Consider the following 19,928-nt stretch of genomic DNA (forward strand, 5'->3'; position numbering starts at 1 on the left):
GCAGGAAACGCGGAGATCTTAGGTGGACGGTACGCAAACTCGTGGAGCCGGTTACGGAGGTTGCCGGTGTTCGCCTGACATCCCGGGCACAGACTGTCCTCGACATGGCGGCCTATCTGCCCTTTGAACGGGCCGTTCCAGCCATGGACCGCGTGCTGCGGCCGGATCCGGTGCTTGGCTTCCTTGCGCTCACGAAAGAGCGGCTATGGAAGCTGGCCGATGGTCTGCCCGACCTAACCAAGCAGAACCGCGCCAAGCGCGTCATCGATTTCGCCGACCGGCGCTCGGAGTCCCCGGGTGAGTCCTACTCCCGGGCCATGCTGCACCGGCATGGGTTTCCGGTGCCTGAGCTGCAGCACGAGTTCGTTACTCCCGCAGGCCGCTTCCGCACCGATTTCTTCTGGAAGGACCAGGGCCTGGTTGGGGAATTCGACGGCGCGGGGAAGTACGGCAGAGGCCCTGCCGCCGAGGCACCGTCCTGGGATACCCTGCTCCAGGAAAAGCAGCGCGAAGACGCTATCCGCGCCACCGGTGTCGGGTTTGTGCGCTGGTCATGGGCCGACGTCGGGAAGCCGGCGCAGCATCCGGACGGGATGGTTCAGCGGCTGATGCGCGCCGGGTTGCCCCGCCTGCCCCGTTTACGGTCCTCCAAATGATCCTTCTGCCGGTTTGGGAGATCGCTCCGGTCCGCGGCGGCAGCAATGTCCCAAACCGGCAGCAGTCCCCGTCATGCACACACCCCTACGCCGACAACCCCCGGACCAGCGCAGCATTGACCTCCCGGACCATGCCCGGGTCAAGCTTCAGGATCTTCCGGTCGTAGGTGAGCAGCCCGTTGACTTCGTCCTCGACATCGCTTAGCTGGGTGTAGACCGTGGCGGCCAGCCCCTGCCCCACGGCCGGTTCGATCTGGGTCCGGTGCAGTTCGGTGAAGGCGCGTTCGAGTTCCTGCCGGCTGTGCAGGGTTTTTCCGTAGCCAAAGACCTTGCTGTTCCAGGTGTGCCCGGGTACCGGGAGACTGAAGCCGCCGTATTCGGAAAGCACGATCGCGCGGGGATCACGCTGCCAGCGTTTGCGGATGTGGAAGTGGACAGCGTAGACGTGCAGGCTTTTGGTGTCTCCGGCGCCCTGATCGTGCCAGCCGCTGGCGTGGTCGATTCCGCGGGTGGGGTCCAGGTCCCGCAGCTCCGCGGCAATGGCAGCGGCGTCGAACTGGCCCCAGCCTTCGTTGAAGGGGACCCACATTGCGAGGCTGGGCACGCTGCGCAGCAGTTCCACCGTCTCCCGCATTTCCCGCCGGAAGGTTTCCCGCCCGGCTGCATCGCTGCGCCCGAACTTGGCGTACCGGCGGTCGCTGCGGCTGCCGCGGCCCGGAAGCGGCAGCAGTTCCGGCGCCCGGCCGTTTCCGAGGCCGCCGTTGACCAGGTCCTGCCAGACCAGCATGCCGAGCCGGTCGCAGTGGTAGTACCAGCGCAGCGGTTCGATCTTGATGTGCTTCCGCAGCATCGTGAACCCCAGGTCCTTGGCGGTCTGGATGTCGTGGACCATGGCTGCGTCCGCCGGAGCAGTGTAGAGCCCGTCAGGCCAGTACCCCTGGTCCAGCACTCCGGCATGGAAGTAGGGGCGCCCGTTGAGCAGCAGCCGCTGATGCCCGCGCCCGTCCCGCCCAACCCCGAAGGTGCGCAGGCCGAAGTAGCTCTGCACCGTGTCCTGCCCCAGCCGGACGCTCACCGAGTACAGGAAGGGATCCTCCGGACTCCACACCCGCGGGCGCGGCACCTGCAGGCGCAGCGGCTCCCCTGGCGCCGTTGTTCCGCGGGCCACTTCGACGCCGTCGGCTGTCACCACGATTTCCGCGCTGTCAGCACCGATGCCACTGTGGTTCCCATCTGGAACCGTCCCCGGGGCAACTACCTGCCCTGTGTCCACCCCGGCGGCCGTACCGGCATAAACCGTAAAGTCAGCAGCATCCAGCGACGCCAAGGGCGTCATCACCACGTCCTGGATCCAGGTCGGGGGAACTGTCTCCAGCCAGACGGTCTGCCAGATTCCGGACTGCGCCGTGTACCAGATGCCTCCGCGCTCCAGCTTTTGCTTTCCACGGGAGGCTCCGGTGGTATCGGATCCGTCGAGCACCCGCACCACCAGTTCCTGCTCCTGACCGGGGAGCAGGAGGTCGGTGATATCGAGGCTGAAGGGCAGATACCCGCCGTCGTGCGTGCCTGCGGGGCGGCCGTTCACGGTCACGGCGCAGGACTGGTCAACCGCTCCAAAATGCAGCAGGACCCGCCCGGCATCCGCCGGACCTAAGCCGGACACCGAAAAGGTACGCCGGTACCAGAGCGCTTCCTGCGGCTGCAGTTGGCGTTCGACGCCGGAGAGCGGCGCTTCGGGCGAAAACGGCACCAGGATTTTCCCGTCCCAGGCTTCTGGCTGCTCCGAATGCCCGGCAGGCGTGAAGGCGTAGTCCCAGCTTCCGTTGAGGCTACTCCAGTTCCCCCGGACCAGCTGGGGCCGGGGGTATTCCGGCAGGACATTACCGGGATCCAGGGTCTCGCCCCAGACTGTTTTCAAGGCCATGCGGCGCTAGTCTCCGATTCCAATGGCTGAGCCGAACAGGGCAAAGCCCACGAATCCGGCAATATCCACCAGGGCGTGGGCGATGACCAGCGGCATCACGCGCCTGATTTTGTAATAGACGTACCCGAAGATCAGTCCCATCACGAAGTTGCCGATGCCGGGACCGATCCCCTGGTACAGGTGGTAGCTGGCCCGGATCAGCGCACTGGTGAGGATCATGGCGGGCACACCCCAGCCCAGTGCCCGGAGCCGGGTGAACAGGTAGCCCACCACGATCACCTCTTCCAGCACGGCATGACGCAGCGCTGAGAGGATCAGCACCGGCAGGGTCCACCAGTAGGTATCCAAGGCCGCAGGAATGAGCGCCGTCGTAATTCCCAGTGCCCGGCCGGCAGCGTACACACCGAGCGTCCCTGCGCCGATCACGGCCGCGAGCCCAACGCCCAGGCCAAAGTCCCGCACCGGCCGCGAGAACGTGAATCCAATCCGCCGGAAGGCGGACTTACCGGGTTCGGTGAGCAGGAACAGCACCAGCGCCACGGGCATCAGCGAGAAGAAAATTCCCAGCAGCTGGTACAGCAGATCGAAAAACGGACTCTGCGCCAGCACTGGATTCAGCGTGGTGGTTTGCCCGGCGAGCGGCCCCTGCGTCATCTTGTCCGCCAGCCGGACGATCGCATAGACACCGGATTGGCCGAGCGAAAGCCCCAGCACGATCAGGATTTCCGCGGTGATTCTCCGGCGTGCCCGCGGTTCCAGGGCAGGGGCGGGAACGGTGGAGGCTGGGCGCATGTGCCTATTCTGCCTGATCCGGGGCTCCTGTGCCGGGGCAGGAACGCTTGCGGAAGGCGGAGGAATGCATTTCACTGGTTGAAATGCCAGTACCATTCTTCGGCATTTGATTCCGTTCCCGATGCACGCCGCATCGGATCCAGGCATTGTGAGGTTTCGTGATTTCCCCCCAAAGCACCGCCGTTACCGTGGCCATCGGCCCCGGCCCGCTCGACCCCGCCTCAATCCTCGCCGTCGCCCGGGGCGGCGCCGCGGTCCAGCTGGCCCCGGAGGCCCTGGCCGCCATGGAGTCCTCCCATGCGGTCATTGATGCCCTTGCTGCGGACACGCTGCCCCACTACGGCGTCTCCACCGGTTTCGGGGCACTGGCCACCAAGCAGATCCCTCCGGAACAGCGGGCGGAGCTGCAGCGCTCCCTGATCCGCAGCCACGCGGCTTCCACGGGGACGGAGGTGGACCGTGAGGTCGTCCGTGCGCTGATGGTCAACCGGCTCTCCACGCTCGCGACCGGGCGCACCGGGGTCCGCCCCGCCGTCGCGCAGGCGTACGCGGCACTGCTGAATGCGGGCATCACCCCCGTCATCGGTGAGTATGGGTCGCTGGGCTGTTCGGGGGACCTCGCTCCCCTGTCCCACTGCGCGCTGGCGCTGATGGGTGAAGGCCGGGTGCGCGACGCCGGCGGTCAGGCCATGGACGCGTCCGAGGCTTTGGCGGCGGCTGGGTTGGAACCCCTGGAGCTGAAAGAGAAGGAAGGACTGGCCCTGATCAACGGCACCGACGGCATGTTGGGGATGCTGACCATGGCCATCGCGGACCTGCAGCAGCTGCTCACAACCGCGGATATCGCCGCAGCCATGAGCGTCGAGGGGCTGCTCGGCACCGCCGCGGTCTTCGCGGCAGATCTGCAGGGGCTGCGTCCACAGCCGGGGCAGGCGGAGTCCGCAGCCAATATCCGGGCCGTGCTCGCCGGCTCATCCCTGGTGGAGGAGCAGAACGGTGAAACGTTCACCCGGGTCCAGGACGCCTACTCACTGCGGTGCGCTCCGCAGGTGCATGGCGCGGCCCGGTCCACCCTCGCCCACGCTGAACACGTTGCGGCCTGTGAACGGGCCTCTGCGATCGACAATCCGGTGGTCACGGTGGACGGGCGCGTGGAATCGAACGGTAATTTCCATGGCGCCCCGGTGGGCTACGTCCTGGACTTCCTCGCCATCGCCGTCGCGGATGTGGCTTCTATGAGCGAGCGGCGGACTGACCGCTTCCTGGACCGCAACCGCAGCCACGGACTGAACCCGTTCCTCGCCCACGATCCCGGCGTCGATTCCGGACACATGATCGCCCAGTACACGCAGGCCGGGATCGTTTCGGAACTTAAGCGGCTGGCGGTTCCCGCTTCAGTCGACTCCATCCCGTCCTCTGCCATGCAGGAGGACCACGTTTCGATGGGCTGGGCCGCTGGGCTGAAACTGCGCCGTGCGCTGGACGGGCTGGCGCGGGTGCTGGCCGTGGAACTGCTGACTTCCGCCCGTGCGCTGGACATGCGCGACGGCGGCATCGGCACCGCCCGGAGCGCTCCGGTGTCCACCGCCGTGCGCAGCGTCATCCGCACCCAGGTCCAAGGGCCGGGTCCGGACCGTTTCCTGGCACCGGAGATTGAAGCCGTCTACACGTTGGTTTTAGACGGCAGCCTGCTGGCAGCGGCGAACAGTGTGCTGGAGAAGCCGCTCGACTAAGCTGCGGGCATGGATTCAGAGCAGCCATTCGACGGGCCGGGCAACACCATCCGGGTTACCGCAGTAGTCAACGGTCTGGTTCAGGGTGTGGGCTTCCGCTACTGGGTCATGCGGCGTGCCTTGAAGCTGGGACTGACCGGGACGGTGGTCAACCGCGCTGACGGGTCAGTATTAATCACGGCGGAAGGCCTGCCGTCGGCCGTGGACGGGCTGCTGGAGCAGGTGCGGTCCCCGTCGGCTCCAGGGGCGGTGCACGACGTCGAAGAGCACCGGTCCGCCGCCACGGGAGAGTTTGAGGGATTCGCCGCGGGTTAAAGTGGCCGGACATGAAGAACGCCGGCAGACTGTGGGTTGGTTGGGGGGAACAACCCTAGTCTGCCGGCGCCGGATAGTTCACTACGCTATCCATTCATCACTCGCACCCTTATGAGGTACTAACTACGTTAAAGCACCGTTCTGGAAGGCTCCTGTCAGCAAGCTGGCAACTCCCTGAGAGCGGGTCCAGCCACCGGCCGGAAGCCCCTGGGGCTGCGGGCCCGAGGAGCTCAGGCTGCTTTCCTGAGACCCCGTTCATCGGTCTTTTTCTCAGCTGACACCGCTTTAGCCGGCACAGCTTTGTTCGACGCGGCTTTGCCAGGCGCAGCTGCATTCGGCGCGGCCTGCTTCGGCGCAGGTTCCTTCCGGACTCCCTGGGACGTGGACGGTTCTGGCTTTGCTGGCTTCTGGCCGCCGGCCGGGAGCTGCTGGTTACCGGCCGGCTGGATTCCCTCGGCCTTGTTGGCCTTGCCGCGCTTCTTCTTCTTGGAGGCAGCCTTTTTATTTACTGCCGATTTCACGGCTGCGGGTTTGGCCACAGCGGACTCGGCCGCAGCCTCAGCTCCGGAAGGCTTCGCAGTTCCGGAAGACTTCGCTGCCTCTGAAGGCTTCGCAGGTTTGGAGGACTTGACGGCAGTTTTGGCCGCGGCAGGCTTGGCCGCGGCAGGCTTAGGCGCAGCTCCGGACTGCTTGCCGCCTGACTGCTTATAAAGGGCCTGCTTGTCGCTCTTGGCAGCTTGCTGGGAGCCGGCACCCGAAGCCGGCATTGCGGCTGAGGGCTCCTCCGACACCGAGGCTGCTGCGGTCTGCAGCCGGCCGGTTGCGGGCCTGCTGGAGAGGGGGCTGCTGGGGCGTCCGTCGTAGCGCGCCGGCAACAGGGCTTCCATGAGTTCCTCGGTGGCGGAACGTGTGGCACCCAGGAACACGGCCGCAGCTGCGTCGTCCGGGGCGGTCTCCGTCCGGTGGACGGCAGAGCGCTTCACCAGGCGGTAAAGCGCCGAGGCGACGACCAGCAGGGCAATGCCTGTGCCGTACATCAGGGTCAGTGACAGGGCCAGCGAAGTTGTCCCGCCGGAGAAGAAACCGTACCCCGCAATTGCCAGAATCAGCCAGATGGTGCTGACGACCGTCAAGACGGAACGCACTTTGACGTAGAAGGGACGCTGCTGCACGCCTGTAATCTGCGGCGGCAAAATATCTGGCACTGATGAGACCTCTCAAAGCACAAAACGGCAGGACTAAAAGTGGAAGTTGGCCGGAGCCAGCCTGCCTTTCAACTGTAAGGACCGCCGCGGACCTTGATGACCATTCCCGCACCCTTTGACCGATTTGTTACTTGCAGCTGATGAGATCTTGCTCACACCTCGGGGCGGGCGGGCGAGAGGGACGCTGAGACGTCGACAGGGGGCTGCGTGCCGAGCAGTTGCGCAGCGGCCAGTTCGGCGATTCCGGACGAGGTTTGGAACCCGTAACCGCCCTGTCCGGCGAGCCAGAAGAACCCGGGAACGGCGTCGTCGAATCCCACCACAGGCAGACCATCCGGTGCCTCGGTGCGCAGGCCTGTCCACGCGCGGCGGACCTCGCCAAGCCCCAGGGATGTCACGGAATTCACCAGGGCGATCAGTGCGTCGATGTCCTCCGGACGGTGCCGGGCATCTTCCGGACCGCTGGGGACAGCTTCCGAAGGAGAGACCAGCACACCTCCGGAATCGGGCCGGTAGTAGAAGGTTTCCAGCGCGCTTGCCACCATGGGCCCGTCCGGTGCAGGCGGGTTGGCCGCCTCCACGATCGCAGCGGTCCGCCGGTAGGGCTGCAGGCGCCTGGGGCGGACGCCGAAGAGCTGGGCAATGCCGTCGGCCCAGGCCCCGGCGGCGTTCACTACGGTGGCAGCAGCAAACTGCTCCCCCGCCGCGGTAACCCGCCAGTCCCCGGCAGCGGTCCGCTCTGCGGCTTCGACCCGGCGGCTGGTCAGGATGCGGCCGCCTGAGGATTCAATCCGCGCCCGATGCCAGTCCATCAGGCGGCCGGTGTCGCAGGAGACAGAGGTGGTGTCCAGGCCTGCGGCTTCGAAGCTGCCGGCGTCCAGTTCCGGTGCCAGCCCGGCGGCCTCGGCCATGGTGATCGGGTGCATGTGGCCACTCGCCTGGTCTCGGACATCTTCCTCGCCACCCACCAGCAGGAAAGAACGCGGCGTGAGGATCGGTTGCGGCAGCTCAGCTTCCATCTCCCGGATCAAAGCCAGTGTCCGCAACGTCAGGTCCTGCACGGGCGCGGGCCCGTAACTGGGGATCAGCTGCCGCGCGGAGCGGGAAGAGGTGTGGTAACCCAGCACTGCCTCTGCTTCGAGGAGTACGACGCCGGTGTGCCCGGCCAGCGCTGAGGCCAGTGACAGCCCTGCAATGCCGCCGCCGATAATCAGGATCTGGTTCTCTGGGGCCGGACTAGGCATCGGGCACGACCGTCAGGATGGTGGCGTCATCGGCTTTCTCGCCGGCTGCCTGTTGGTGCGCGCGCAGGTCAAGCAGCAGCCGCTGGGCGCCGATCGGCGTCGAGGCTGCCCGCAGGAAGCCGGCAGGTCCGTCCACCAGGCCCAGTTCGACGGCCCGCCACGCGCCGTCGGAGGCCAGGACCACGCGGCGCGGAGCAGGAAGACGCTGCAGGTGGGCGTGCTGTACGGCTTCAGGTTCCCTCCTGGCGACCCACAGGCGGCCGGGCGTGTTCCGCAGTTCCCGGTCCCGGCGGAGCAGCTCGTGGGCCTGCTCGGGGCCGGCTGGATCTTCGCGCTGGACGCGCAGGTCGGCTGGTTCGCTGGTCACGTGGGCCACGGAGCCGTCCTCCAGCTCGACGGCCGCGTGGCAGTCCGCGAGCACCAGCACCTCCACGCCGTCGCCGGTCAGCTGTGCCAGGCAAAGCGCTGCGCTCGGGAATCTGGTCCGCTCCCCCGCGGTACGGTCCTCGGCCACTGCGTCCACCCGCCGCAGGGCATCCTCCAGGATCCCTCCGGCTACCGATCCCCCGGGTGCGGGTAGGGGCGGAGAACCGGCGGCTTCCGCCAGCAGCAGGTCAAGTGTCCGGGCATACCAGGACGGATTGGAAGGGCCCGGAAGATCCAGTTCGGGAAGCAGCGATGTAGCCCCGTCGATCACCCAGGCGCTGGAGCCGGCGAAGCCGCAGCTGTCTTCATTCACATGCCCGTCGCCTTCGGTCTGGACGCGGACGGAATGTCTCCAGCTGATGGGCATGACCCCATTGTGGCATGCGCCCTAAAGCCAGGTCAGGTCATCGGTGAGGATCTCCATCAGCGTCTCGGATCCCACCAGGTACAGGCCCGGATGCCGTTCGGCACCCGCCAGGAGATTGGACGCCATGTACACCGCCCAGCCGCGCGCCCGCAGCCAGACGGAAGGATCGCCGTCGTACTGGCTGCCCAGGAACTCCCGCAGACGCCGGCGTCCGGCGGCGTCAAAAACCAGCCAGGCTGCGGCCAGGTCGGTGGCCGGATCGCCGGCCGTGAGATCCCCGAAGTCGATGACCGCCTGCAGGGTTCCGTCCTTGGCAATGAGGTTGGCCGGATGCAGGTCCCCGTGCAGCCACACTGGTTCACCGTTCCAGAACGGAAGGCCAGCTGCCTGCTCCCAGATCTCGGCGATCCGTGCCGCGTGCGGCACCATACCGGACCGCAGCCGTTCCTGGACGGTATGGCTCCGGGTGGCGAGTGCCCCGCCCACCATGGGGTTGGGCGGATAGTCCCGCGGTGCTGCCCGGTGGAAGGTATTCAGGAATTCGCCCAGCGGCTCGGCCAGTGCCACGTTCCGGTCCCGCGGCTGGAGCGAGACGTCCAGCCCGTCGAACCATTCGCTGACACTCCACGGATACGGATAGGACTCCTCCGGCGCGCCGATGTACAGCGGGACGGAGGTTCCGGTGTCCAGCGACGCCGTGAGTTCGGGGAGCCAGCGCTGCTCCTTGGCCATCAGCCCGGCAACGCTGTCCCGGCGGGGTAGGCGCACCACCAGGTTCGGGCCGAGGCGGAACACGTAGTTCACCCATCCATCGCCCACGGCCCTCAGCGGGTGGTGGGCCAGCTGCGGATGCTGGCTTTGCAGCAGGGCACGAACCAGGTCCGCATCCACTGCAAGCTGGGCCGGGACCGTCGACATGCTGAGTACCCTACCCTGCGCCCCGTCCCCCGGACAGGTGTTCAGTCAGGTGCCCAGTCCGGTGCCGGGTCAGGTGCTCAGCCAGGTGCCTTAACGCAGACCGGCTCCCGGGCCCGCGCTCCCCGCTGGAGGGGAGGCACGCGGCACGGAAGCCGGACTGAGGCAGACTAAGGCGGACTGAGCGCGCTAGCCCTGCACGTCCAGACGCTCGAGGATCAGTTCGCGGACGCGGCCGGCGTCGGCCTGGCCACGGGTGGCCTTCATAACGCCGCCGACGATCGCACCCACGGCCTGCACCTTCCCGCCGCGGATCTTGTCCGCCACGTCCGGGGCTGCGGCGAGGGCAGCGTCGATTGCCTCGAGCAGGGCACCGTCATCGGAGACGACGGCGAGGCCGCGCTTTTCGATGACTTCCTCCGGAGTGCCTTCGCCGGCGAGGACACCGTCGAGGACCTGGCGGGCCAGCTTGTCGTTGATCTTGCCGGCCTGGACCAGGCGGTCCAGCTCGACGATCAGCTCGGGCGTGACGCCGGTGTCTACCGGGTCCACTTCGGCTTCCTTGGCACGGCGGGCAACTTCGCCCATCCACCACTTGCGGGCCACCTGCGCGGAGGCACCGGCGGCGATGGTCTCCTCGATGGCTTCCATCACGCCGGCGTTGACGACGTCGCGGAACTCGGCGTCGGAGTAGCCCCACTCGGTCTTCAGCCGCTTGCGGCGCTCGGCCGGCGGCTCGGGCAGGCGGGAGCGCAGCTCTTCGATCCACTCCGGCGTGGTAACCACGGGCAGCAGGTCCGGCTCGGGGAAGTACCGGTAGTCATCGGCGTCGGACTTGGGCCGGCCCGACGTCGTCGAGCGGGTGTCCTCATGCCAGTGGCGGGTTTCCTGCACAATCTTTTCGCCGGCATCCAGGACGGCGGCGTGCCGCTGGATTTCAAAGCGGACGGCCCGTTCGACGGCGCGGAGCGAGTTCACGTTCTTGGTTTCCGAACGCGTACCGAACTTTTCCTGGCCGTACGGGCGCAGGGACACGTTGGCGTCACAGCGCACGTTGCCGCGCTCCATCTTCGCGTCGGAGACACCGAGGTTCTTCACGATTTCCCGGATGGCGGCCACGTAGGCCTTGGCCAGCTCAGGTGCCCGCGAACCGGCACCTTCGATCGGCTTGGTGACGATTTCCACCAGCGGAACACCGGAGCGGTTGTAGTCCACCAGGGAGAAATCGGCGCCCTGGATGCGTCCGGCGGAGCCGCCCATGTGGGTCAGCTTTCCGGCGTCCTCTTCCATGTGGGCGCGCTCGATCTCAACCCGGAACACGGCGCCGTCTTCCAGTTCGATGTCCAGCCAGCCGTCGTACGCAATGGGGTCTTCGTACTGGGAGGTCTGGAAGTTCTTGGGCGTGTCCGGGTAGAAGTACTGCTTCCGGGCGAACGTGCAGGATTCGGCGATCTTGCAGTTCAGGGCCAGGCCGATCAGGATCGAGTACTCCACGGCGGTCTTGTTGACCACCGGCAGCACGCCGGGCAGGCCCAGGCAGACCGGAGTGACGTTGGTGTTCGGCTCATCGCCGAAGACGTTCGGTGCGTCGGAGAACATCTTGGTTTTGGTGTTGAGCTCCACGTGGACCTCGAACCCGAGCACCGGATCGTACTTCTCGATTGCCTCGTCGTAAGGCAGGGTTTCTTCCTGGGTGTGCACGGACATTACTTCACTCCTCCGAGTACGGGGGCCGAAGCCAGCAGCGGGCCGCCCCACTTCTGCTCCAGCAGGCCTTCGAGGGCTGCTCCGGCACGGTACAGGCGAACGTCCTCCCGGGCGGGCGCCAGGAACTGGATGCCGACCGGCAGTCCGTCGGCCAGGCCGCCGGGGATGGAGATGCCGGGGACGCCGGCCATGTTGGCCGGGATGGTGGCGACGTCGTTCAGGTACATGGCCAGCGGATCGTCCAGCTTCTCGCCGAGCTTGAACGCCGTGTTCGGCGACGTCGGGGAGATCAGCACGTCAGCCTGCGCGAACGCAGCGTTGAAATCGCGCTGGATCAGGGTGCGGACCTTCTGCGCCGAACCGTAGTAGGCGTCGTAGTAGCCGGCCGACAGGGCGTAGGTGCCCAGGATGATCCGGCGCTTGACCTCGTCGCCGAAACCGGCGGCGCGGGTGGCGCCCATGACGCGCTCAATGGTGAGCGGCGGATCGGCGGGCAGGCGGCGCATGCCGTACCGGACGCCGTCGTACTTCGCCAGGTTCGAGGAGGCCTCGGACGGCATGATCAGGTAGTAGGCGCCCAGCGCGTACTTGAAGTTGGGGCAGGAGACCTCTACGATCTCGGCGCCGGCGTCCTTGAGCAGTTCAAGGGACTCATCAAAGCGGGCCTGCACGCCGGGCTGGTAGCCCTCACCCTGCAGCTCCTTGATGACGCCGATGCGCATCCCGGCCACGCTGCCGTTGCGGGCAGCTTCGACCAGGTTGCCCACCGGGTCGGTGAGGGAGGTCGAATCGCGGGGATCGTGTCCGCCAATGACTTCCTGGAGCATCGCTGCGTCCAGCACGGTGCGGGAGACCGGACCGATCTGGTCCAGTGATGAGGCCATGGCGATCGCACCGTAGCGGGAGACCCCGCCGTAGGTCGGCTTCACGCCCACCGAACCGGTGACGGAGGCCGGCTGGCGGATCGAGCCGCCGGTGTCGGTGCCGAGGGCCAGCGGTGCTTCAAAGGCGGCGACGGCGGCTGCCGAACCGCCGCCGGACCCGCCGGGGATCCGGTCCAGGTCCCACGGGTTGCGGGTGGGGCCGTACGCGGAGTGCTCCGTGGAGGAGCCCATGGCGAATTCGTCCAGGTTGGTCTTGCCCAGCATGGGCATGCGGGCGGCCCGGATCCGGGAGACCACGGTCGCGTCGTAGGGGCTCATCCAGCCTTCGAGCATCTTCGAGCCCGCCGTGGTCGGCTGGCCGACCGTGACGATCAGGTCCTTGATGGCGATGGGAACGCCGGCCAGGGTGTGCAGCTCTTCGCCGGCGGCACGGGCCTTGTCCACTCCGGCAGCAACCTCGAGCGCTTCATCGGTGTTGACGTGCAGGAACGCGTGGATGTCGCCGTCGACGGCGGCAATCCGGTCCAGGTGCGCCTGGGTGACCTCGACGGCAGAAACCTCGCGGGAGGCCAGCTTTTCTGCCAGTACGGCAGCGCTGGAGGTAATCAGTTCACTCATGGAAGTCTTACTCCTCATCCAGGATGGCAGGGACCTTGAAGCGGCCTTCAGCACTGTCCGGCGCGCCGGACAGGGCCTGCTCATTGGTCAGCGTCTGCCCCACCACATCCTCGCGGAACACGTTCACCAGCGGGATCGGGTGGGAGGTGGCCGGGATATCGTCACCGGCAACTTCGCTTACGGATTTGATCGAATCCACGATGACGTCGAGCTCGCCGGCCATTTTGGCCAGCTCGTCATCGGTCATCTCAATGTGGGCCAGCCGCGCGAGATGCGCCACCGCCTCACGATTGATCTCAGACATGAGTCTCCCATGCGTCTTATGCAGTATTTTCGGCTTCCACCGGTATCCCTACCAGTCTACGGCGTACGGCAGCACAGTTCCGGCGGCGTGACGCGCCGGGCTTGGTATGACCCGGGGCTGCCGCCGCCGGACCTACAGCTCCAGGCGGAAGACCCAGAGGACGTAGTCTTCGCCGGGAACGGTCCAGTCGCGCTCCGGAACCCGTTCGAAACCGAGGGACAGGTACATGCTGTGCGCCCCGAGCATGCTGGTCATGCTGGTCAGGGACACAGCGTGGATGCCGTCAAGGCTGCGGGCGTGGTCCACGATGGCGCTGACCAGGGCGCGGCCCACTCCCCCGCGCTGCACGGCAGGATCGACTGCCAGCATACGGAATTCCAGTTCACCGTCGTTCGCGATGTCCGCGTAGGGCTGGCCGGCGAAGGTGACTGCCGCAGACCCGGCGACGGCGCCGTCCTTTTCGGCCACCCAGAGTTCTGCGTGCTCGGCACGGTGTTCCACGTTTTCGAGATCCTGGACATAGGGATTGTCCGCGTCGATGAACCCGGCCTTCAGATAAGCCTCACGGGTAATCCGGCGAATGTCTTCAAAGTCTGCTGGGGTAGCCCGCCGGACGGTGATGCTCATGGGTGTTACGGATCCTTACGTGGGGGTTGATTTCCAGCGTAAATTCTATCCGCAGTCAGGCATCCGTCCGGTCGATGGAGGCCCTGGGCGCCGGTGACCCCTGACACAGGGCCACGGTCTGGGAGCCAAAAGCACGAGGACTCAGCGGCGCTTGGCCGCCGCAGAGCAGGCCACGCAGAACCGGGCTTCGGGCCGGATTTCCAGCCTGGCCTCCGGGATGGGCTCCCCGCAGCGTTCACAGATCCCGTACACCCCTTCATCCAGCCGCACCCGGGCCAGGAGCAGTGCAGCCAGTGAAGCCTCCAGGGCCGCCAGCATGGACATTTCATTCGCACGTTCGACCGAGACCGTGGTGCCCTCCGGATCGTGCTCGTCATCCGCCGGAGTGTCCTTGGCAGCGGCCGTGACTTCGCGGATATCGGCCAGGACAGTGTCGATTTTGATGCGGACGTCGGCAATGTGCTCGTCGATGATCGCGGCGAACCGCTCCGTGTCCAGATCCAGGGGTGTTTGCGGTTTGGGTTCCGGGACGCGGGTAGTGACCGCGGGCGCTGACTTCCGCGCTGCCGGTGTGAGTTTACGGGTCATGATGCATCCTCCCGGGTTCCAAGGAGCTGTGCTGAATCCCCCCAATTATCCGCGCCCGGGAGCCTGTGGCCATCACCCAAGGGTGCTGCTTTCCTCAGGGCTTAATAGCGCCCGGCTGCACCTCGCTGAGGCTCAAGCTCAAGATCTGCTCAAGGCGCGCGCAAGGAACCGGAAATTCTCTCCGTAACACAGAAACAGTAAGGCGCGGCAGCCCCGTTGAGCTGCTGGATTGGCTAGTCTCGCTTCACCGTTCCTGCTTGGTCTCGGAACGGAGTTCTGACTCTGGGGGTAGGAATGAAACAGGAAATCCGGTTGGCGCCGGGCATGATCGTCCGCAGCCAAAAGGGCATGAGTTCGGTCAAGCTGCGAGTGATGGGCGCGTCCCGCTGCGATGGCTGCAGCACCATGGGCGTGATCGTCCAGGTGATGGAAGACGCCGTCGTGGACAACTTCCACTATTGGAAGGGCCACGTGATCGTGATGGACCGGAACAAAATTACTGTCGATTCGGATATGGCAGTGCCGTCCTGGACCGGCGTGTACTGATTCCGCCCACAGCGCGGCGCTAGAACCCCGACGGCGGCACCAGCCACGCCGTTGTCACGGCGGCCAGCCGCTCGGCGTCGTCCATCCGCCGCGCCGGCGTTCCCGGACGGTGGACCGTAGCGCCGGCCTCCTCGGCGATCAGCGCACCGGCGGCGAAGTCGTGTTCGTTCAGGCCGCGCTCAATGTAGGCGTCGAGCGTGCCGTCGGCGACCATGCACAGGTCCAGGGCCGCGGAGCCCAGCCGGCGCAGGTCAGCGAAACCCGCCGTCAGGTCTGCGAGCGCGCCGTATTGCTCGGCCCGCACGTCCGGTTCATACGAAAACCCGGTTCCCAGCAGCTTCCCGGCTCGCTGCGGGTCCGGTCCGGAAAGCTGCCGCAGGCTCCCGCGCTCGGCCAGCCAGGCGCCGTGGCCGCGGGCTGCCCAGTAAACGCGTACCAGGGCCGGGGCGTGGACGACGCCCGCCAGCCACTCGCCGTCGTTGTTCACCGCTGCCACTGACGTGGCGTAGAAGGGAATGTTCCGGATGAAGTTGGTGGTCCCGTCCAGTGGGTCAACGGACCAGCGGATGCCGGACGGTTCCGCGGGCACGCTCGCTTCCAGTTCCTCACCGGTGATTTCGTCGAACGGGCGGAGTTTGTTGATCACCTCGCGGACCGCGTACTCGGCTTCCGTGTCATAGTTGGTGACCCAGTCTCCGGAAGCCCCCTTATTCACCGCGTTCAGGCTGTCCTCTGACCGCTTGGCGAGCACGGCGGCTCCCGCAGCGGCCGCCTGGCGGGCTACGTCGAGCAGTTCCAGCGGGTCCGGTGTTCCGGTGTTGGGGCTCATGAGCTTGTCTCCTCCACAGGTTCTGCCTCCGCGGGCGCGGTTTCGTCGGATGCCCCCGTCTGGAGCGTGCCCTCCAGCAGGCTCCGGAACCCGTCCTCATCCAGGATGGGGACGCCCAGGGACTCCGCCTTGTCGCGTTTGGTGCCGGCGTTCTCCCCGGCCACCAGGTAGTCGGTCTTCTTCGACACCGACCCCGAGGCTTTGCCGCCGCGGCTGATGATCGCTTCCTTGGCCTCATCGCGGCTGAAGTTCGGCAGCGTCCCGGTCACGACGACCGTCAGGCCTTCGAGGGTGCGCGGCAGGCTTTCATCGCGCTCGTCCGCCATCCGCACGCCGGCCCGGGCCCAGGCGTCCACGATTTCCACGTGCCAGTCCTCGGCGAACCATTCCTCCAGCGCTGCGGCAATGGTCGGCCCGACGCCGTCCACGTGCGCCAGCTGCTCTTCCGTGGCTGCCCGGATGTTCTCCATGGAGCCGAAGGCCGTCGCCAGGGCGCGAGCCGCCGTCGGGCCTACATGCCGGATGGACAGGGCCACCAGGACCCGCCACAGCGGCTGGGACTTGGCTTTTTCCAGTTCCTCGAAGAGCTTGCGGGTGTTGGCCGAGGGCTCGGACGGCTTTTTGGCGGTGCCCTTGGTGTAGAAGTACGGCACCAGTTCGGTACCCACCACCACGCCCTTGGAGCGCTTGGGCCGTTCGATCCGGACGTCGGCCAGGTCCTCGATTTTCAGGTCGAACAGTCCGGCCTCGCTGGTCAGCGGAGGATTCTCCGGTTCCGCGGGCGAGGTCAGCGCGATCGCCGCTTCCCAGCCCAGGGCCTCGATATCGAAGGCACCCCGGCCGGCCAGGTGGAAGACCCGCTCGCGCAGCTGGGACGGGCAGGAGCGGGCGTTGGGGCAGCGGATATCGACGTCGCCTTCCTTGGCCGGCTTCAGCTCCGTGCCGCAGGAGGGGCAGTGGGTGGGCATCACGAAGTCGCGTTCGCTGCCATCGCGCAGTGCGGTGACGGGGCCCACGATCTCCGGAATCACGTCGCCCGCCTTGCGCAGCACCACGGTGTCACCGATCTTCACGCCCTTGGCCTTCACCACGTCCTGGTTGTGCAGGGTGGCCATCTCCACAGTGGAGCCGGCGACCTTGACCGGCTCCATGATCCCGTACGGCGTGACCCGGCCGGTGCGGCCCACATTGACCCGGATGTCCAGGAGCTTGGTGTTCACTTCCTCCGGCGGGTACTTGTAGGCCACGGACCAGCGCGGCACCCGGGAGGTGTGGCCGAGCGCGCGCTGCAGGGCGAAGTCGTCCACCTTGACCACGATGCCGTCGATTTCATGCGCCAGGTCGTGCCGGTGTTCGCCATTGTGGGCGATGAACTCCAGCACCTCCTGATAGGTGTCCAGCACCTTGTAGTACGGGGAGGTGGGCAGCCCCCAGGCCTTGAGCAGCTCGTAGGTTTCAGACTGACTGGCGGCACTGAGCCCTTCCCTTGCGCCAATGCCGTGCACGTACATGCTCAGCGGGCGCTGGGCGGTAACGCTGGGGTCCTTTTGCCGCAGCGAGCCGGCGGCGGCGTTGCGCGGGTTGGCGAAGGGCGCTTTGCCCGCTTCGACCATGGTTTCGTTCAGGCGCGCGAATTCCTTGGACGGGATAAACACCTCGCCGCGGATTTCCACCTCGGCCGGGAGGTTCTCACCCTTGAGACGGCGCGGAATGGAGGCGATCGTGAGCACGTTGTGCGTGATGTCCTCACCGGTGGTGCCGTCTCCGCGGGTGGCCGCGCGGACCAGTTCCCCATTGCGGTAAAGCAGGTTCACTGCCAGGCCGTCGATCTTCAGTTCGGTGAGCCACTGAACCTTCGACCCCGGGGCGATGGACGCGATGGAGGCTTCGGCACGCTTCACCCAGGCATCAAGTTCATCCAGGGAGAAAACGTCCTCCAGGCTGTACATCCGGGACAGGTGTTCCACCGGAGCGAAGGCCGCGGAGACCTCTCCCCCGACTTCCTGGGTGGGCGAATCGTTGGTCACCAGCTCCGGGTGCAGCGCCTCCAGTTCTTCGAGCCGGCGGTACAGCTCGTCGAACTCGGCATCGGAGACCAGCGGGGCGTCCTCGTTGTAGTACGCGAACCGGTACTTGCGCACCTGATCAGAGAGCGCCTCATACTCTTCGCGCAGGCCGCCGCTGGGCGGCGTATCCGTGCTGACGGCGTCGACGGCTTCTTCCGGGGATGTCTTAGCTGTGCTCACCTGTCCAATCTTGCCGTATGTACGACGGCGTTGGGAGCTTTGCTGCGGACGTTGGGGATGGTGCGTCCCCGGTCTGGGTGAAAAAATTCCCGGCGCCGTCGATATCCAGCCCCGCCGTTCGACGGCATAGTAGGAGGCGCACAAAGCGCTCCCCTAACGAGCAGGAGAATGCCATGAAGTACATGATGATCATGCGGGCTACTGATGCAGCACTTGAGGCGTCCAAAAGCATGCCGTTCGAGGAAATGATCAACCGGATGGGCGCCTACAACGAGTCGATGATCAACGCCGGGGTCCTGCTGGCGGGAGAAGGGCTGGCCGAGGTGACGGAGGAGGCCAACTTCGTCGTCGACTTCTCCCAGGATCCGCCGCTGGTCACTGACGGCCCGTACGGCGAGACCCACGAACTCTTCAACGGTTTCTGGATGATCCAGGTGGCCTCGAAGGAGGAAGCAGCGGAGTGGGCCAGCCGGTGCCCGCTGGGTCCGGGGTCGAAGCTGGAAGTCCGGCGGGTTACCGATTCCTCCGACTTCGAGGACTTCTCCGACAACGAGTACATCCAGAAGGAAGAAGGCTGGCGCGAGCAGGAAGAGAAGCTGCGCGCGGAGAACGCTTAGTCCTATGGGACCTCTGGAAGCAACGGGTGAGGCAGCCGGGGCCGCGGCAGTCCGCCACCGGATCGACGCCATCTGGCGGATTGACGGTGCGCGGATTGTCGCGGCGCTGGCCCGGGCCACCGGGGACGTGGGACTCGCTGAGGACGTTGCCCAGGAGGCAGTTGCCGAGGCGCTGGTCCAGTGGCCGGTGGAGGGGGTGCCGCGGAACCCTGCTGCGTGGTTGACCGCCGTCGCCAAGCGCAGGGCGATCGATGCCTGGCGCCGGGCGGAACGGCTGCAGGACCGCTACGCGGATCTGGGCAGGAGGTTGGAGGATGCGGCCGCACCGGAATGGGATCCGCTGCCGGATGACGTCCTGAAGCTGGTTTTTGTTGCCTGCCATCCGGTGCTGTCCCGGGAGGCGCAGGTGGCCCTGACCCTGCGGACTGTCGGCGGGCTGTCCACCGGGGAGATCGCACGGCTGTTCCTGCTTCCGGTGGCCACGGTGCAGCAGCGGATTGTCCGGGCGAAGAAGACTCTGTCCGCGGCCAGGGTTCCCTTTGACGTTCCGGAGCCGAATGAGTGGAGCGCCCGGCTCGGCGGCGTGCTCGCGGTGATCTACCTTCTGTTCACGGAGGGGTACGCTGCGTCGTCGGGAAATGCGTGGATGCGCCAGGATCTGGCGTTGGAAGCTCTGCGGCTGGGGCGGCTGCTGTCCCGGCTTGTTCCGCGGGAGCCGGAGGCGCTCGCCCTGGTGGCCCTGATGGAGTTCCAGGCTTCCCGGTTCCGTGCCCGGACCCGCGCGGATGGCTCCCCCGTGCTGCTGTCTGATCAGGACCGCACACTGTGGGACCGGGGCCAGATCGAGCGCGGGCAGGTTGCCCTGGCGCAGGCCGACGCCCTGGGGCGGGGCCGGGGAAACTATGCGCTGCAGGCCGCGATCGCCCAATGCCATGCGACGGCCCCGGGGGGTGGAGGCCACGGACTGGGCGCGGATTGTGCTGCTGTATGAGGCCTTGGGCCGGCTGGCACCATCGCCGGTGGTGGAGCTGAACCGTGCCGTGGCGGTGTCGATGGCCACCGGACCGGCGACGGCGCTGGAGCTGGTGGACCGGCTGGCTGCCTCGGGCGCTCTCCGCGGTTCGCATCTTCTGCCGAGTGTGCGGGCCGAGCTACTGTCCCGGCTGGGCCGGACGGAAGAGGCGCGGGAGGAGTTTCTTTCCGCAGCCGGGCTCGCCCGGAACGATAGGGAAAAGGAAGTGCTTCAGCGGCGCGCTGCGGGACTGTAAAAGCGCTGTGGCGGGACCAATCGCAATCTACTCAACTGAACTCAAAACCCTTCGCCACATCGGCACCCCCCGCCGGCACCAGCCAGTGCAGGAGTTTCCGAACCGTCCGCTGCTGGC

18 protein-coding genes and 1 pseudogene are annotated in these 19,928 nt (G+C 66.6%); 6 read left to right on the forward strand and 13 right to left on the reverse strand.

Going from position 1 to position 19,928, the window contains the following annotated elements; all coding sequences use genetic code 11:
- Nucleotides 1–41 precede the first annotated feature (41 nt).
- Entirely contained in the window at nt 42–656 is a 615-nt protein-coding gene (locus tag H9638_RS04145) for a hypothetical protein (protein WP_191745950.1), read from the forward strand.
- Between the two features lie 85 nt (nt 657–741).
- Here the strand turns inward: H9638_RS04145 and H9638_RS04150 are convergent, their stop codons facing one another.
- Entirely contained in the window at nt 742–2,580 is a 1,839-nt protein-coding gene (locus H9638_RS04150) for a glycoside hydrolase family 2 protein (protein ID WP_191745951.1), read from the reverse strand.
- A 6-nt stretch (nt 2,581–2,586) separates the two neighbouring features.
- Complete coding sequence (locus H9638_RS04155) at nt 2,587–3,372, reverse strand: CPBP family intramembrane glutamic endopeptidase (protein WP_191745952.1); 786 nt, start codon at nt 3,370–3,372, stop codon at nt 2,587–2,589.
- Nucleotides 3,373–3,530: 158 nt separating this feature from the next.
- On the opposite strand from H9638_RS04155, the gene hutH reads away from it, so the two are divergent.
- Nucleotides 3,531–5,105, forward strand: coding sequence for a histidine ammonia-lyase (hutH, locus tag H9638_RS04160; RefSeq protein ID WP_318241776.1), 1,575 nt, complete (start codon nt 3,531–3,533; stop codon nt 5,103–5,105).
- A gap of 9 nt (nt 5,106–5,114) precedes the next feature.
- Nucleotides 5,115–5,420, forward strand: coding sequence for an acylphosphatase (locus tag H9638_RS04165; protein ID WP_191745953.1), 306 nt, complete (start codon nt 5,115–5,117; stop codon nt 5,418–5,420).
- A gap of 230 nt (nt 5,421–5,650) precedes the next feature.
- On the opposite strand, the gene H9638_RS04170 is transcribed toward H9638_RS04165, so the two are convergent.
- From H9638_RS04170 to H9638_RS04210, 9 genes are all read right to left on the reverse strand, one after another.
- On the reverse strand, nt 5,651–6,592 hold the full coding sequence (locus tag H9638_RS04170) for a hypothetical protein (protein ID WP_191745954.1): 942 nt from the start codon (nt 6,590–6,592) through the stop codon (nt 5,651–5,653).
- A gap of 185 nt (nt 6,593–6,777) precedes the next feature.
- The gene (locus H9638_RS04175) at nt 6,778–7,869 is read right to left on the reverse strand and encodes an NAD(P)/FAD-dependent oxidoreductase (protein ID WP_191745955.1); all 1,092 of its coding nucleotides are present in this window, start codon (nt 7,867–7,869) and stop codon (nt 6,778–6,780) included.
- Nucleotides 7,862–8,662 carry a protein phosphatase 2C domain-containing protein gene (locus H9638_RS04180; protein ID WP_191745956.1) on the reverse strand — a complete coding sequence of 267 codons (801 nt, stop codon included), beginning with the start codon at nt 8,660–8,662 and terminating at the stop codon, nt 7,862–7,864. The genes H9638_RS04175 and H9638_RS04180 overlap by 8 nt, the downstream gene beginning before the upstream one ends.
- A gap of 21 nt (nt 8,663–8,683) precedes the next feature.
- A complete protein-coding gene (locus tag H9638_RS04185) occupies nt 8,684–9,580 on the reverse strand; it encodes an aminoglycoside phosphotransferase family protein (protein ID WP_191745957.1) in 897 nt (298 codons plus the stop codon).
- Between the two features lie 186 nt (nt 9,581–9,766).
- Nucleotides 9,767–11,284 (reverse strand): Asp-tRNA(Asn)/Glu-tRNA(Gln) amidotransferase subunit GatB, encoded by a 1,518-nt coding sequence (gatB, locus tag H9638_RS04190; RefSeq protein WP_191745958.1) that lies wholly within the window; start codon nt 11,282–11,284, stop codon nt 9,767–9,769.
- A complete protein-coding gene (gene gatA / locus H9638_RS04195; RefSeq protein WP_191745959.1) occupies nt 11,284–12,786 on the reverse strand; it encodes an Asp-tRNA(Asn)/Glu-tRNA(Gln) amidotransferase subunit GatA in 1,503 nt (500 codons plus the stop codon). Before gatA ends, gatB begins: the two co-directional genes overlap by 1 nt.
- A 7-nt stretch (nt 12,787–12,793) precedes the next feature.
- Entirely contained in the window at nt 12,794–13,090 is a 297-nt protein-coding gene (gatC, locus tag H9638_RS04200; RefSeq protein WP_191745960.1) for an Asp-tRNA(Asn)/Glu-tRNA(Gln) amidotransferase subunit GatC, read from the reverse strand.
- A 132-nt stretch (nt 13,091–13,222) separates the two neighbouring features.
- The gene (locus tag H9638_RS04205) at nt 13,223–13,717 is read right to left on the reverse strand and encodes a GNAT family N-acetyltransferase (protein ID WP_191745961.1); all 495 of its coding nucleotides are present in this window, start codon (nt 13,715–13,717) and stop codon (nt 13,223–13,225) included.
- A 141-nt stretch (nt 13,718–13,858) separates the two neighbouring features.
- Nucleotides 13,859–14,305 carry a TraR/DksA family transcriptional regulator gene (locus H9638_RS04210; RefSeq protein ID WP_191745962.1) on the reverse strand — a complete coding sequence of 149 codons (447 nt, stop codon included), beginning with the start codon at nt 14,303–14,305 and terminating at the stop codon, nt 13,859–13,861.
- 294 nt (nt 14,306–14,599) lie between these two features.
- Here H9638_RS04210 and H9638_RS04215 point away from each other — a divergent pair, with 294 nt between their 5' ends.
- Complete coding sequence (locus H9638_RS04215) at nt 14,600–14,851, forward strand: hypothetical protein (RefSeq protein WP_191745963.1); 252 nt, start codon at nt 14,600–14,602, stop codon at nt 14,849–14,851.
- Nucleotides 14,852–14,870: 19 nt separating this feature from the next.
- Here the strand turns inward: H9638_RS04215 and H9638_RS04220 are convergent, their stop codons facing one another.
- Entirely contained in the window at nt 14,871–15,680 is an 810-nt protein-coding gene (locus H9638_RS04220) for an inositol monophosphatase family protein (protein ID WP_191745964.1), read from the reverse strand.
- Nucleotides 15,677–17,926 (reverse strand): NAD-dependent DNA ligase LigA, encoded by a 2,250-nt coding sequence (gene ligA, locus H9638_RS04225; protein WP_318241777.1) that lies wholly within the window; start codon nt 17,924–17,926, stop codon nt 15,677–15,679. Before ligA ends, H9638_RS04220 begins: the two co-directional genes overlap by 4 nt.
- A gap of 173 nt (nt 17,927–18,099) precedes the next feature.
- Between ligA and H9638_RS04230 the strand changes: the two genes are divergently transcribed.
- Nucleotides 18,100–18,543, forward strand: a complete 444-nt coding sequence (locus tag H9638_RS04230; RefSeq protein ID WP_191745965.1) for a YciI family protein — start codon at nt 18,100–18,102, stop codon at nt 18,541–18,543.
- 4 nt (nt 18,544–18,547) lie between these two features.
- Nucleotides 18,548–19,811: pseudogene (locus H9638_RS04235) on the forward strand (RNA polymerase sigma factor).
- Nucleotides 19,812–19,928 lie beyond the last annotated feature (117 nt).

Origin of the sequence: Arthrobacter pullicola (genome assembly GCF_014836875.1) — a bacterium.
GTDB classification, from domain to species: domain Bacteria; phylum Actinomycetota; class Actinomycetes; order Actinomycetales; family Micrococcaceae; genus Arthrobacter_B; species Arthrobacter_B pullicola.

Coding starts and splice junctions, on each gene's coding strand:
- H9638_RS04230 (WP_191745965.1), top strand. CDS start 18,100: ATGAAGTACATGATGATCATGCGGGCTACTGATGCAGCACTTGAGGCG.
- H9638_RS04220 (WP_191745964.1), bottom strand. CDS start 15,680: ATGAGCCCCAACACCGGAACACCGGACCCGCTGGAACTGCTCGACGTA.
- H9638_RS04205 (WP_191745961.1), bottom strand. CDS start 13,717: ATGAGCATCACCGTCCGGCGGGCTACCCCAGCAGACTTTGAAGACATT.
- H9638_RS04180 (WP_191745956.1), bottom strand. CDS start 8,662: ATGCCCATCAGCTGGAGACATTCCGTCCGCGTCCAGACCGAAGGCGAC.
- H9638_RS04210 (WP_191745962.1), bottom strand. CDS start 14,305: ATGACCCGTAAACTCACACCGGCAGCGCGGAAGTCAGCGCCCGCGGTC.
- H9638_RS04155 (WP_191745952.1), bottom strand. CDS start 3,372: ATGCGCCCAGCCTCCACCGTTCCCGCCCCTGCCCTGGAACCGCGGGCA.
- H9638_RS04175 (WP_191745955.1), bottom strand. CDS start 7,869: ATGCCTAGTCCGGCCCCAGAGAACCAGATCCTGATTATCGGCGGCGGC.
- gatC (WP_191745960.1), bottom strand. CDS start 13,090: ATGTCTGAGATCAATCGTGAGGCGGTGGCGCATCTCGCGCGGCTGGCC.
- H9638_RS04165 (WP_191745953.1), top strand. CDS start 5,115: ATGGATTCAGAGCAGCCATTCGACGGGCCGGGCAACACCATCCGGGTT.
- H9638_RS04215 (WP_191745963.1), top strand. CDS start 14,600: ATGAAACAGGAAATCCGGTTGGCGCCGGGCATGATCGTCCGCAGCCAA.
- gatB (WP_191745958.1), bottom strand. CDS start 11,284: ATGTCCGTGCACACCCAGGAAGAAACCCTGCCTTACGACGAGGCAATC.
- H9638_RS04150 (WP_191745951.1), bottom strand. CDS start 2,580: ATGGCCTTGAAAACAGTCTGGGGCGAGACCCTGGATCCCGGTAATGTC.
- H9638_RS04185 (WP_191745957.1), bottom strand. CDS start 9,580: ATGTCGACGGTCCCGGCCCAGCTTGCAGTGGATGCGGACCTGGTTCGT.
- gatA (WP_191745959.1), bottom strand. CDS start 12,786: ATGAGTGAACTGATTACCTCCAGCGCTGCCGTACTGGCAGAAAAGCTG.